The following is a 13,967-nucleotide window of genomic DNA, read 5'->3' as shown; positions in this document are numbered from 1 at the left end:
TAAGGGATTACGATGAAACTGCAGCAGCTGAAGTATATTGTTGAGGTTGTAAACCATAATCTGAATGTATCCGCGACGGCAGAAAGCTTGTATACCTCTCAGCCAGGTATCAGTAAACAGGTTCGGTTGCTGGAAGATGAGTTAGGCATTCAGATTTTTGAACGTAGCGGTAAGCACTTAACACAGGTGACACCTGCTGGTGAAGAAATTGTACGTATTTCCCAAGAGATTCTGGCTCGCGTAGAAAGTATCAAAGCTGTAGCAGGGGAGCACACCCACCCAGAAATGGGGACGCTGAATATCACCACGACACACACGCAAGCGCGTTATGCTTTGCCGGATGTCATCAAAGGTTTTACTTCTCGCTACCCAAAAGTGTCATTACACATGCATCAAGGCACGCCGTCACAAATGTCTGAGGCGATTGCCAAAGGTACGGCGAACTTTGCGATTGCGACAGAAGCGCTTCACTTATATCAAGATGCCATCATGCTGCCTTGTTATCACTGGAACCGTTCAATTGTCGTGCCTAAAGATCATCCATTAGCGAAGAAAGATAAGGTAACGATCAGCGATCTTGCCGCTTATCCATTGGTCACTTATGTGTTTGGTTTTACGGGCCGTTCAGAGTTAGATACCGCATTTAATCGTGAGGGTTTAACCCCGAGAGTGGTGTTCACTGCAACTGATGCGGACGTTATTAAAACGTATGTTCGCATGGGTATTGGTGTTGGTGTGATTGCGAGCATGGCTGTGGATGAAGAGCAGGACAGCGATTTAGTCGCAATAGATGCGAGCCATTTATTCGGGGCTAGTACGACAAGTATTGGCTTCCGTCGCGGCACATTCCTGCGCTCATACATGTTCGATTTTATGGAACGCTTTGCTCCTCATTTAACTCGCCCAGTGGTAGAGCAGGCGATTTCGTTGAAATCTAATGCAGAAATCGAAGAGATGTTTAAAGACATCGAGCTCCCGGTGAGATAACACTTCATTGATGTTTCGATTCCCTCTACAATGCGCTCGTTGTAGGGGGAGTTATGAAAACGCAATTTCAATTTATTAATGACTGCTTATTGGAAAACGAATCGCTATGGCGGTTTGAACCATTTAAAAGTAGCATTCACACCTCATTACCTTGGCAAGAGCAACACCCTCAGTTGTGCCAGTGGTTAGTGTCTCTTTCTCCCTCTCAAATCGAAGAGTATAAAGCGGAACCTGAACTCGCCTTAAAAGCGATAAGCGCGTTCGTGCCTCAACTCGAACAACTCGCTTATCACACGCGTTTAGAGTCTTTAACCTTAAATGGTTTGGCACTCGCTCGTGGTTTAGACAACGGCATTCCCGGACGTAAGCTGGAGCAAATCAGCTCGATGGGTGAAGCTGCAATTCAACAACACTGTGGCGAAGAATGGTTAGAGTGGTGTTCAGGGAAAGGTTATTTAGGACGAATCCTGGCAACACAAACCGATCAGCCTGTGACCAGTTTCGAATATCAACAAGCACTGTGTGATTCAGGGCAACAAGCTGCGAATGAACACCATTGGAAAATGACGTTTATTCAAGGTGACGCGTTTGATAGCAAAGCAAAAGCGGTATTCAAGCCAACGCAACACGCGGTGGCACTGCATGCGTGTGGTGACCTCCATGTTCGTCTAATGCAGTACGGCAGTGAGAATGGGATTGCTGCGATGACCATCTCACCTTGTTGTTATCACTTGATTCAGTCGGAACAATACCAGCCGATGTCGAAACCGGGGAGGGTTTCTTCTCTCTCATTGTCTAAGCAAGAACTGCGTATCCCGTTACAGCAAACGGTGACAGGGGGGGAGCGTGTACGTCGCCATCGTCAGCAGGAAATGGTGTTTCGTCTTGGCTTCGATTTGATTACTCGACGAGCGTTAGGCATGGCAGAATATCAACCTGTCCCCAGTATTCGTAAGTCGCAATTAAGTGAAGGCTTTGAATCTTTGTGTCGCTGGGCGGCGGAGCAGAAAGGTATCGTTCTTTCTCAAGAAATCGATTTCGATCATTTTGAAAAGTTAAGCGAACAACGCTTCTGGCAAATGGAGAGAATGAGCTTAGTGCAACTGGTTTTTCAACGTCCATTGGAGATCTGGCTCGCATTGGACAAAGCACTTTATCTTGAAGAACGTGGTTATCGTGTTAGATTGTCAGAGTTTTGCCCTAAATCAGTTACACCTAGAAATATTTTAATTTGCGCATATAAGAATTAGTTATTTTTTATAGCTAAACGCTCTATATGAAAAAGCCCACTTATGCGTGGGCTTTTGTAAACAAAACGTGACAAATTGTGTTTTATTTTGTCATTAATTGAACATAGCGATAGCTTGAGTTGGTTCAACGTATTCCAAGTCAAAGCTTTCTGCTACTTCTTTACATGTTACTTTCCCGTGAATAACGTTTAGACCTTCAAGGAAGCCTTTGTCTTCTAGAAGTGCCTCACGGTAGCCTTTGTTTGCGAGTTTCACAATGTAAGGGAGTGTTGCATTGTTCAATGCGAAAGTTGAAGTACGTGCAACCGCACCAGGCATATTTGCTACGCAGTAGTGAACCACTTCATCAACGATGTAAGTTGGATCTGCGTGGGTTGTTGCGTGAGATGTCTCGAAACAGCCACCTTGGTCAATAGCCACGTCAACCACTGCCGCACCAGGTTTCATCTTAGCAATGTGCTCTTTTGTTACCAGCTTAGGCGCTGCTGCTCCAGGAATTAGAACGGCACCGATAACAAGGTCAGCTTCTAGAACATGCTTCTCGATAGCGTCTTCAGTAGAATAAACCACTTTAGCGCGACCTTGGAATTCTTCGTCAAGCTTACGAAGTGTATCTACGTTACGGTCTAGAATGGTTACGTCAGCGCGAAGACCAACAGCCATACGAGCTGCGTTTGCACCAACAACACCACCACCAACGATGACGACTTTCGCTGGCTCAACACCAGGTACGCCACCTAGTAGCAGACCACGACCGCCGTGTGATTTTTCCAATGTTTGCGCGCCAGCTTGGATAGACATCCGACCTGCCACTTCTGACATTGGTGCTAACAGTGGCAAACGACCCATATTATCTGTTACAGTCTCATAGGCTATACAGACAGCTTTGCTCTTGATTAGCTCATCAGTTTGTGGAAAATCTGGTGCTAGGTGTAAATAAGTAAATAAAATTTGCCCTTCGCGGAGCATTGCTCTCTCTACTGCTTGGGGTTCTTTTACTTTTACAATCATGTCTGCTTGCGCGAATACGTCTGCAGCATGAGGGAGAATGGATGCGCCGACAGCGATGTAATCATCGTCTGAAAAACCAATGCCGGCACCTGCATTGGTCTCAACTAAAACTTGGTGACCATGTGAGATGAGTTCTCTCACGCTTGCTGGGATCATACCAACACGATATTCGTGGTTCTTGATTTCCTTAGGTACGCCAATGATCATCCTGTATCCTCTTTCTATAATGGTTGTATTAACTGTTTGTAGGGTGTTATTGTCGAATTAATAACTAGTATAGTTATAGATTTGTAAAATTTGGCACCAAATATTAAAAAGTTGTAGTATATTTTTTTGCAAGGAAGTAATAAGGTGGAATAAAAAATGGCAGACAACTATAAAAAGCCGTCCAAGGAACTAGACCGTATCGACCGCAACATTCTTAATGAACTGCAGAAAGACGGTCGTATTTCAAACGTTGAGCTTTCAAAACGTGTGGGACTTTCTCCAACGCCATGTTTGGAGCGTGTACGTCGCTTAGAGCGTCAGGGTTACATCACAGGATACACTGCATTATTGAATCCGCAGTTCCTGGATGCGTCACTATTAGTATTCGTTGAGATTACATTAAACCGTGGTGCGCCGGATGTATTTGAGCAGTTTAACTCAGCTGTTCAAAAGCTAGACGACATACAAGAGTGTCATCTTGTATCAGGTGACTTTGACTATCTTCTTAAAACCCGTGTATCAGATATGGGTGCTTACCGCCGACTATTGGGCGATACGTTACTACGTCTACCTGGCGTAAATGACACTCGCACATACGTTGTAATGGAAGAAGTGAAACAATCTAACCAGCTTGTGATCAAAACTCGTTAATTTCTTGCAAAGAAAGCGGTATATGCTTCCGCTTTCGCCAGAGAGTAATTGGGTTTTTCTCTTTGATATGGTTAAATCAATTTACCGAGCGGCTTGATGCCGCTCGGAATGTTTTGCAATTTCCTATTTCATTTCCATATTCAAGTTGATTTATGTTCAAAGAGAACGCAAAGAAAGTCGAAACCATTATCAAAACCAGTGAAGAGCCCCAGTCTTCACGCTTAAATGGCTTCCAACGCTTAAAAGAGTGCTGCTTTATCGTTGGCGTTCTTAGCTCGGTATTGCTTGCGGTTGCACTATTTACCTTCAGTCCGGCCGATCCTTCTTGGTCCCAAACCGCATGGGGAGGGGAGATCGACAATGCTGGTGGCCTTTTCGGCGCTTGGCTTGCGGACACACTATTCTTCACATTTGGCTCTCTCGCTTATCCAATCCCTTTCTTGCTAGCTGCGGCTGCATGGGTGATTTGCCGTAAACGAGGAGAAGATGAGCCAATTGATTTCATGTTATGGGGTACGAGGTTACTCGGCCTTGTCGTCCTTATAATGACTAGCTGTGGTCTAGCCGATATTAATTTTGATGATATTTGGTATTTCTCGTCCGGTGGTGTCGTCGGAGATGTGTTGTCTAGCCTAGCTTTACCTACATTGAATGTACTTGGCACGACATTGGTACTGCTGTTCTTATGGGGAGCGGGTTTTACTCTCTTTACTGGCATCTCATGGCTTAACATCGTTGAGTGGCTTGGAGATCGTGCATTAGCGCTAATTGCGGCGCTTGCAAATAAGATAAGAGGCTCTGAGCAAGAAGTTTTAGAACCTCAGCTAGATGAGTTCGTGGAAGATAAAGTCTCTACGCCTAGACATAACGTAGACCATGACATTGATGATGAGCCGCTTCCTCATTTAACGGCGTTCGATGTCGATGAGCCGAAAGAATCGGCGCCTGCGCATGAATATCCTATTTATATGCCTCAAGCTAAACCTGAGAAGCCAGCGGAACAAATGATGGTGGAACCGACGCCGCCACAACACAAGGCTACGGTTAATGCTGCGCCAGTTTATGCTCAACCTGAGCACCAAACGCAACCTGTCCATGCGGTGAATACTGATAACGTTGATCCGCTTCTGGAGCGTACCAAACAGCTGAATGTCACGATAGAAGAGCTTGAAGCTGCAGCGCAACAAGCAGATGACTGGGGAACTGAAGAACAGGCAGCCCCATCATTTGCAGACACTTACTCTTCCTATGTAAAGCAACATACAGCTACAGAAGAACCGATCAGTGTTGAACCAGATTATGCGGAGTACGAACAATTTGAAGCAGAGCAAGTACAGCAGCCAAGTATTGAGCATCCTGTGCATGAAGAGCCTGTAATTGATTCCGCTGCGCTAGATAGCATCACGGAGCAAACAGAATCGAGTCAACACATTGAACCTACGATCTCTGATTTTGACGTGTTAGACGATGAAGACGAAGTGGAGTCACAGTCTGTACAACAAGTACAGCCAGCTCCAACAACACCTCATCAGCAAGTGGCAACACCTTCAACAACATTTGAACCTGCACTTCAAAAAGCGGAGGTTGAAGAGGTTCAAGACGGCGACGAAGATGTAGCGGCATTCCAAGACATGGTTTCTAGTGCACAAGCCAAAGTAGCAGCGACACAGAACCCATTTTTGGTACAGAAAGAAGAAAACTTGCCTGTTCCAGAAGAACCACTTCCAACGCTCGAGTTGCTTTACCATCCAGAAAAACGCGAAAACTTTATCGACCGTGATGCGCTAGAGCAGGTCGCTCGATTGGTTGAGAGCAAGCTAGCGGACTACAAAATCAAAGCCGACGTGGTGGGGATTTATCCTGGTCCAGTGATCACTCGCTTCGAGCTTGATTTGGCGCCGGGGGTAAAAGTAAGCCGTATTTCTGGTCTTTCAACTGACTTAGCTCGTGCATTGTCTGCAATGGCTGTACGTGTTGTAGAAGTAATCCCAGGCAAGCCTTACATCGGTTTGGAACTGCCAAACATGAGTCGTCAGACGGTCTATTTATCTGATGTAATCAGTAGTCCTCAGTTTGAGCAAGCAACGTCACCAACAACGGTTGTGTTAGGTCAAGACATTGCGGGCGAAGCTGTTGTGGCTGATCTCGCGAAGATGCCTCACGTGCTAGTAGCAGGTACAACAGGTTCTGGTAAGTCGGTGGGTGTGAACGTGATGATTTTGAGCATGCTGTATAAAGCTGGCCCAGAAGATGTACGCTTCATCATGATTGACCCGAAAATGCTAGAGCTTTCTATTTACGAAGGTATCCCTCATCTTCTTTCTGAAGTTGTGACTGATATGAAAGACGCATCAAACGCTCTACGTTGGTGTGTGGGTGAGATGGAACGTCGGTATAAATTGATGTCGGCATTGGGCGTTCGCAATGTGAAAGGCTTTAACGAGAAGTTGAAGATGGCGGCAGAAGCGGGTCACCCAATTCATGATCCATTCTGGCAAGAAGGCGACAGTATGGATACGGAACCGCCATTGTTAGAAAAACTGCCGTATATCGTTGTTGTTGTCGATGAATTTGCTGACCTGATGATGGTGGTGGGTAAGAAGGTAGAAGAACTGATTGCACGCTTGGCACAAAAGGCGCGTGCGGCAGGTATTCATTTAATTCTTGCGACTCAGCGTCCATCGGTGGATGTTATCACTGGTCTGATTAAAGCGAATATTCCAACTCGTGTTGCGTTTACGGTATCGACTAAAACAGACTCCCGTACGATTCTAGACCAAGGTGGTGCAGAATCACTGCTTGGTATGGGTGATATGTTGTACTTACCACCAGGCTCAAGCCATACGACTCGTGTCCACGGTGCATTTGCATCAGATGATGATGTTCATGCTGTTGTAAACAACTGGAAAGCGCGTGGTAAACCTAACTACATTGAAGAGATCATCAGCGGAGATCAAAGTCCAGAAAGCTTATTGCCAGGTGAGCAAATGGAAGCGGATGAAGATGTGGATCCACTCTTCGATCAAGTCGTTGAGCACGTAGTTCAGTCACGTCGAGGCTCTGTTTCTGGCGTACAGCGTCGATTTAAGATCGGTTACAACCGTGCCGCCCGTATTGTTGAGCAACTCGAAGCGCAAGGTATCGTGAGTGCACCGGGTCACAACGGTAACCGCGAAGTTTTAGCTCCTGCGCCACCAAAAGATTAATGAACTTGTTTTACTCACTTCAGTCCAACTGAGGTGAGTAACTTTAGGTCTTTGACCCTCTGATAGGTATCTGAATGAAAAAACGATTTTCAGCGAAACTTTTCTCAGCGCTAGTTTTAAGCGTTTCTTTCTTCTCAGCTGCGAATGCAGCATCTCCAAAAGATGAACTCAATAAACGTCTCGCAATGAACGAAGGTTTCAGTGCCGATTTCTCCCAGCAAGTGATCAGCCCTGAAGGTGAAACGGTAATGGAAGGTGAGGGCACGGTTGAAATCGCTCGTCCAAGCTTGTTCCGTTGGAGTACGACTTTTCCTGATGAAAACCTTTTAGTATCTGATGGCAAGACGTTGTGGTATTACAGCCCATTCATTGAGCAAGTAAGCATTTACTGGCAAGAGCAAGCGACCGAGCAAACACCATTTGTGCTGTTAACTCGCAATAGAGCAAGCGACTGGGATAACTATAAGATTTCTCAGAAAGGTAATGAGTTTACGCTCATTCCAACGGCAATTGACTCTACTCAAGGCCAATTCCAGATTAATATTGATACAAAAGGCGTAGTGAAAGGCTTTAACGTTATTGAGCAAGATGGTCAGAAAGGGCTGTTTACTTTTAGTAATGTTAAGCTTGGTAAACCAAAGGTAGACAGGTTTACATTCACAATTCCAGATGGTGTGGAAGTGGATGACCAAAGGAATTAATTGGTAGTGAGTAATTACACGTTAGATTTCTCAGGGGACGAAGATTTTCGTCCCCTTGCTGCTCGTATGAGACCACAAACAATCGAACAGTATATTGGGCAGCAGCATATTTTAGGTCCGGGTAAACCCCTACGCCGAGCGCTAGAGGCGGGACACATTCACTCGATGATTTTATGGGGACCACCAGGCACAGGCAAAACTACATTAGCGGAAGTGGCAGCAAACTATGCCAACGCCGAAGTTGAGCGTGTATCTGCGGTGACGTCTGGCGTTAAAGAGATCCGGGCTGCGATCGACAAAGCGCGTGAAAACAAAATGGCAGGTCGCCGCACTATCTTATTCGTGGATGAGGTGCATCGCTTTAACAAATCGCAGCAAGATGCGTTTTTACCGCATATTGAAGACGGTACGGTTACGTTTATCGGTGCGACCACAGAGAACCCTTCGTTTGAGTTAAACAACGCATTACTCTCGCGTGCTCGCGTTTACAAGTTGACTTCTCTTGACCAGAGCGAAATATCGCTGGCGCTTGATCAAGCGATTAACGACAAAGAGCGCGGCTTGGGTAATACACCAGCAAATTTCGCCGACAACGTTCTAGATCGCCTAGCAGAGCTAGTGAACGGTGATGCTCGCATGTCTCTCAACTACCTTGAGCTGCTATACGATATGGCAGAAGACAACGCGCAGGGTGAAAAAGAAATCACGCTTAAGTTGCTTGCGGAAGTGGCTGGAGAAAAGGTCTCTCGCTTCGATAACAAAGGTGATATCTGGTACGACTTAATCTCTGCAGTTCACAAATCCATTCGTGGTTCAAATCCAGACGCCGCTTTGTATTGGGCTGCACGTATGATCGCCGCAGGTTGTGATCCGCTCTACATCGCTCGCCGATTACTTGCGATAGCATCGGAAGATGTTGGCAATGCGGACCCTAGAGCCATGCAAGTTGCACTCTCCGCGTGGGACTGTTTTACACGCGTTGGTCCAGCAGAAGGTGAGCGTGCGATTGCTCAAGCTATTGTTTATCTCGCGTGCGCTCCAAAGAGTAATGCGGTTTACGTTGCTTGGAAACAAGCGCTCACAGATGCTCATAACTTACCTGAATATGAAGTGCCGCATCACCTTCGAAATGCACCTACCAGTTTGATGAAAGACATGGGTTATGGAGCAGAGTATCGTTATGCTCACGATGAGCCGGGTGCCTATGCAGCCGGTGAGCAATATTTGCCACCAGAAATGGCGGATCGTAAGTACTATCAGCCAACAAATCGCGGTCTAGAAACCAAAATCGGCGAAAAGTTAGATTACTTGGCTAAATTAGACGCAAATAGCCAACAAAAGCGCTATGAAAAGTAGGCGTTTTTGGATACATTTGTTCAGTAAATTTTTTTAACGCGTACGCTTGGAAAGTGCGCGTGATTTCACAACAAAAAGCATAGGATTAACAATGCTGGATTCTAAATTACTTCGTACAGAGCTGGATGAAACAGCTGCTAAACTGGCGCGTCGTGGCTTTAAGCTAGACGTAGAGACTATTCGTAAACTTGAAGAACAACGTAAGTCCATTCAAGTAGAAGTAGAAAATTTACAATCCACGCGTAACTCCATCTCCAAACAAATCGGCCAAAAAATGGCGGCTGGCGACAAAGAAGGCGCAGAAGAGATCAAGAAACAAATCGGTACTCTAGGTAGCGATCTTGATGCGAAGAAAGTTGAACTTGAGCAAGTAATGGCTCAACTAGACGAATTCACGCTTTCTGTACCAAACATCCCGGCAGATGAAGTGCCAGATGGCAAAGACGAGAACGACAACGTTGAAATCTCTCGTTGGGGTGAACCAAAGGCTTACGACTTCGAACTGAAAGATCACGTTGACCTAGGTGAAATGGGTGGCGGTCTAGACTTCGCAAGTGCAGTTAAGATCACTGGTGCACGTTTCATCGTGATGAAAGGCCAATTTGCTCGTCTACACCGTGCAATCGCTCAGTTCATGCTAGATCTTCACACAGAAGAACACGGCTACACAGAAATGTACGTACCTTACCTAGTAAACTCTGACAGCCTATTCGGTACTGGTCAGCTTCCTAAGTTCGGTAAAGACCTTTTCCACACAGAGCCTCTAGCGGAAAAAGTAAACGACGAAGAACCACGTAAACTGTCGCTAATTCCTACGGCAGAAGTACCTGTAACGAACCTAGTTCGTGACACGATTTCTGACGAAGCGGATCTACCAATTAAGATGACAGCTCACACGCCATGTTTCCGCTCAGAAGCAGGTTCTTACGGTCGTGATACTCGTGGTCTGATTCGTATGCACCAGTTCGACAAAGTTGAGCTAGTACAAATCACTAAGCCAGAAGATTCAATGAACGCGCTAGAAGAGCTAACTGGTCACGCCGAGAAAGTTCTACAACTTCTAGAGCTTCCTTACCGTAAAGTGGTTCTATGTACAGGTGACATGGGCTTCGGCGCTCGTAAGACTTACGACCTAGAAGTTTGGGTTCCTGCTCAAGAAACTTACCGTGAGATCTCTTCATGTTCTAACATGTGGGACTTCCAAGCTCGTCGTATGCAAGCGCGTTTCCGTCGTAAAGGCGAGAAGAAACCTGAGCTTGTACACACGCTAAACGGTTCTGGTCTAGCTGTAGGTCGTACCATGGTTGCTATCCTAGAAAACAACCAAGAAGCAGACGGTCGCATTGCAATCCCTACAGTACTTCAGAAGTACATGGGCGGCGCAACGCACATCGGTTAGTGCATTAGCCACTAGAACACCAAAACCCAGCCATAGTGCTGGGTTTTTTGTTATTTGCGTCGAGTGAAAATACGTTGTTATGTAATTAGCACACGCAATAGTGAAGAGCTCGCCCAGAATCTGGCAGTACGAGACAAATGATATTTTTCTAAACGGTTTTTCACGTGACAAGCTAATGGCATCATTTGCCCTTGTTGTTAAACGTTATGCCAGTAAATCATCTTTCATTGCTTGTTATTTTTGCGCTTACTTTGCTCGTTAGTAAGAGTGTTATCGCAAGTGAACTTATTCAGCCTCAATACTTAGATAGTGAGCGAACCGATCGCTTTTTCGCGCGCGAAATAGCGCAACCTTCCAAAGAAAATATGCAACTTCGTAACTCACTCGATTGGGGCTATGAACTTGAATTGAAACGTGCATCTGATGAAGAAAAACTAGTATCTAATTGCCAAGACTTAGCTACGGCAAACTCTACGGGCTTTACTGCGGCAAAAGCCTATGAATACGGCGCGTTTAAAGCATATTTAACTCAGTGCCAAACATGGAGTGAGATGGCAAAGTTAGCTGCCTCTAAGCGCTCATTTATATCAGACTTTAAGTTAGACGATACCTTTCCTAATTTCGCTCCAAGTGCACTTGCTTTTGTTATTTCTGACGAAAGTGCAGAGAAAGCAACGACACTATCAACGTGGGATGAAGCAGACCATATCCAAAGAACTCAGGTCATCAGTGAAGTCAGAGCAGAGTATTACGATTCGACTGATGGCTTTCAGGTTATTACCGTTACCGCAAAAGGTGATTACAACGCTGACGGCATCGAGGATATCGTTATTGAGAAAGAGAATAGTGTACTCAGTGGCTCGTATTCATCTTCACACGGATATGTATTAACCCGTATGTCTGAACAAGCGCTATTTACAGTGTTGGCTGAATGGTAATGAAACGATTGGCAGTCACTTTGGGTTTAAGTGTTGCGATGATGAGCACGTTTGCTGTTGCTAACACCTCGCCCAGAAAAGTCTTTGAATGCTCAGTGAACCAAACTATGAACTTTAGTATTTTTATAGAGCAAGGCAAAGGTGGGATTATCTTTAATGAGTCCATTGAGAATCAAAGCTCTGTTTTACAACGGATAAAACCTCAAGATTATCGTGTTGAACATTATCATCGAGCGTTGGTAGATGAGAAGTCTTTGGAATATAGTATTGGTGAGCGCGTCATATTAGTCAGTGAGTACTTTAGCGAGGAGTTTGGTGAGGTAGAGAAGATACTCAGTGTTACTTTGCGAGAGCCTGAGCAAACGCAGTACTTTGAATGTGAGGAAGGGAGTATGAGTAACCTTGCATTGCTTTTCCATGAGAGTGCCGAATAATCGATTGCAGAGTAATTATTACCAAAGCGTAATAGTGTTTTCGAATTTACCCTAATTATCTTATTATTTGTAATCGATATAATCATCCACCTTACCACGGTAAGTAGATTTTCTCATTCAAGTAACGAGGAGGGCTTATGGCCGTAGGGTGGGCAAACGACGATAGCGTCAGCCAACAAATTCAAAACACAATAGACGACGAGATTTCCCGTGTTCGTGGCAGTATCACAAAGGGTGAGAGCGCCTATTACTGCGATGAGTGTGGTGATGAGATTCCGGAAGCGCGTCGTCTTGCAATGAAAGGCGTTCGTTTGTGTATCGAATGTCAGTCAACTATCGAATTGGTCTCTCAACGCCAAGTATTATTTAATCGACGAGCGAGTAAAGACAGTCAACTTCGATAGCTTTACTGCTCTAATAAATAACGAGACGGTTTGAGTCTCATACTCAAACCGTTTTCATGTTGAATTGAACTATGAAGCGAAGCAGTCTTTGCGTTGTAACGCAGCATCAATCGCATTCACTAACTTTTCAATTTCGTCTGGTTTGCTGATGAACGGCGGCATCATATAAATCAGTTTGCCAAATGGACGAATCCAAACTCCGTATTCAACAAACAAGGCTTGGATGGTTTCCATATTCACTGGGCGATGCGTTTCCACAACGCCAATGGCACCCAACCAACGGGTGTTCTTCACCAAGTCGTATTTTTCAAGTTTTGGCAGTAGTTCAGAAAACAGCGTTTCAATTTGTTGGGTTTGTTGCTTCCAATCACCTTGCTCGATCAATTCCAAACTTGCAGTAGCTACAGCACAAGCGAGCGGGTTACCCATAAAGGTTGGACCATGCATGAAACAACCAGCATCACCACCACAAACAGTATCCGCGACGTGTTTGCTCGCTAGGGTCGCAGAGAGCGTCATGTAGCCGCCAGTGAGTGCTTTCCCGACACACAAAATGTCTGGCTGGATATCTGCGTGTTCGCAAGCAAACAGTTTACCGGTACGCCCAAATCCGGTTGCGATTTCATCTGCAATCAATAACAAGCCGTATTTGTCGCAAAGTCTACGCACGCCTTTGAGAAATTCTGGATGGTAGATACGCATGCCGCCTGCGCCTTGAACGATAGGCTCAAGGATTACCGCAGCGAGTTCTTGATGGTGCGTTTCAATCTGGTGCTTGAAGTCGGTAAGGTCTTCTGGCTTCCATTCATCCCAATAACCACAAGTTGGTGACTCCGCAAAAATATGTTCAGGTAAAAAACCCTTGTAGAGAGAGTGCATTGAGTTGTCAGGGTCGGTAACCGACATGGCCGCAAAGGTGTCGCCGTGATAACCGTGTCGCAAAGTAAGAAACTTCGGTCGACGTTCACCTTTTGCATGCCAATATTGCAGTGCCATTTTTAAGCTGACTTCTACGGCAACGGAGCCTGAATCGGCAAGGAAAACATGTTCAAGATTACTTGGTGCTAGGGATAGCAACTTCTTACACAAACTGATTGCTGGCAGGTGGGTAATCCCGCCAAACATCACGTGAGAGACTTGATCGATTTGCTGGTGAGCGGCTTGATTTAAATGCGGATGGTTGTAGCCGTGGATCGTCGACCACCAAGAAGACATGCCATCGACCAGCTCAGTACCGTCTTCCAATTTAATGTGAACACCATTTGCCGATGCCACTGGGTAGCAGGTCAGAGGTGTCAATGTTGAAGTGTAAGGATGCCAGATATGCTGGCGGTCGAAGGCGAGATCCATGTGCGATTCCAATAATAATTGAGATTAAAAGATAAACAGATGTAAACTTTGTTCTTTTGTGTTGTGTTGACAG

The 13,967-nt window shown here is 45.4% G+C and carries 12 protein-coding genes; 10 read left to right on the top strand and 2 right to left on the bottom strand.

Annotated features, from left to right (window positions below):
- Positions 1-12: 12 nt before the first annotated feature.
- Together cysB and FKN16_RS05550 are read left to right on the top strand one after the other, a co-directional pair.
- Entirely contained in the window at positions 13-987 is a 975-nt protein-coding gene (gene cysB / locus FKN16_RS05555) for an HTH-type transcriptional regulator CysB (protein ID WP_006742885.1), read from the top strand.
- Between the two features lie 53 nt (positions 988-1,040).
- Positions 1,041-2,237: a methyltransferase gene (locus tag FKN16_RS05550; RefSeq protein ID WP_006742884.1), complete on the top strand. Its 1,197-nt coding sequence runs from the start codon at positions 1,041-1,043 to the stop codon at positions 2,235-2,237.
- A gap of 93 nt (positions 2,238-2,330) precedes the next feature.
- On the opposite strand, the gene ald is transcribed toward FKN16_RS05550, so the two are convergent.
- On the bottom strand, positions 2,331-3,455 hold the full coding sequence (gene ald / locus FKN16_RS05545; protein ID WP_005378241.1) for an alanine dehydrogenase: 1,125 nt from the start codon (positions 3,453-3,455) through the stop codon (positions 2,331-2,333).
- Positions 3,456-3,611: 156 nt separating this feature from the next.
- Between ald and lrp the strand changes: the two genes are divergently transcribed.
- From lrp to FKN16_RS05505, 8 genes are all read left to right on the top strand, one after another.
- The gene (gene lrp, locus FKN16_RS05540) at positions 3,612-4,106 is read left to right on the top strand and encodes a leucine-responsive transcriptional regulator Lrp (protein WP_005378234.1); all 495 of its coding nucleotides are present in this window, start codon (positions 3,612-3,614) and stop codon (positions 4,104-4,106) included.
- A gap of 152 nt (positions 4,107-4,258) precedes the next feature.
- Complete coding sequence (locus FKN16_RS05535) at positions 4,259-7,312, top strand: DNA translocase FtsK 4TM domain-containing protein (RefSeq protein ID WP_170902203.1); 3,054 nt, start codon at positions 4,259-4,261, stop codon at positions 7,310-7,312.
- Between the two features lie 74 nt (positions 7,313-7,386).
- Positions 7,387-8,013 carry an outer membrane lipoprotein chaperone LolA gene (gene lolA / locus FKN16_RS05530; protein ID WP_005390816.1) on the top strand — a complete coding sequence of 209 codons (627 nt, stop codon included), beginning with the start codon at positions 7,387-7,389 and terminating at the stop codon, positions 8,011-8,013.
- On the top strand, positions 8,014-9,369 hold the full coding sequence (locus FKN16_RS05525; RefSeq protein WP_212756466.1) for a replication-associated recombination protein A: 1,356 nt from the start codon (positions 8,014-8,016) through the stop codon (positions 9,367-9,369).
- A 91-nt stretch (positions 9,370-9,460) separates the two neighbouring features.
- On the top strand, positions 9,461-10,768 hold the full coding sequence (gene serS, locus FKN16_RS05520) for a serine--tRNA ligase (RefSeq protein ID WP_170902202.1): 1,308 nt from the start codon (positions 9,461-9,463) through the stop codon (positions 10,766-10,768).
- A gap of 206 nt (positions 10,769-10,974) precedes the next feature.
- Positions 10,975-11,706: an ATPase gene (locus FKN16_RS05515; protein WP_085343595.1), complete on the top strand. Its 732-nt coding sequence runs from the start codon at positions 10,975-10,977 to the stop codon at positions 11,704-11,706.
- Entirely contained in the window at positions 11,700-12,140 is a 441-nt protein-coding gene (locus tag FKN16_RS05510) for a hypothetical protein (protein WP_170902200.1), read from the top strand. The genes FKN16_RS05515 and FKN16_RS05510 overlap by 7 nt, the downstream gene beginning before the upstream one ends.
- A gap of 137 nt (positions 12,141-12,277) precedes the next feature.
- Entirely contained in the window at positions 12,278-12,544 is a 267-nt protein-coding gene (locus FKN16_RS05505; protein WP_104971493.1) for a DksA/TraR family C4-type zinc finger protein, read from the top strand.
- A gap of 69 nt (positions 12,545-12,613) precedes the next feature.
- Here FKN16_RS05505 and bioA read toward each other — a convergent pair whose 3' ends face one another.
- Positions 12,614-13,894 carry an adenosylmethionine--8-amino-7-oxononanoate transaminase gene (gene bioA, locus FKN16_RS05500; RefSeq protein ID WP_170902198.1) on the bottom strand — a complete coding sequence of 427 codons (1,281 nt, stop codon included), beginning with the start codon at positions 13,892-13,894 and terminating at the stop codon, positions 12,614-12,616.
- Positions 13,895-13,967 lie beyond the last annotated feature (73 nt).

The sequence above is a fragment of the Vibrio sp. 11-4(1) genome, assembly GCF_013048625.1.
Lineage (GTDB): Bacteria > Pseudomonadota > Gammaproteobacteria > Enterobacterales > Vibrionaceae > Vibrio > Vibrio diabolicus.
Note: the sequence above shows the minus strand (reverse complement) of the source record. Positions and strands in the feature narration are given on the sequence as shown.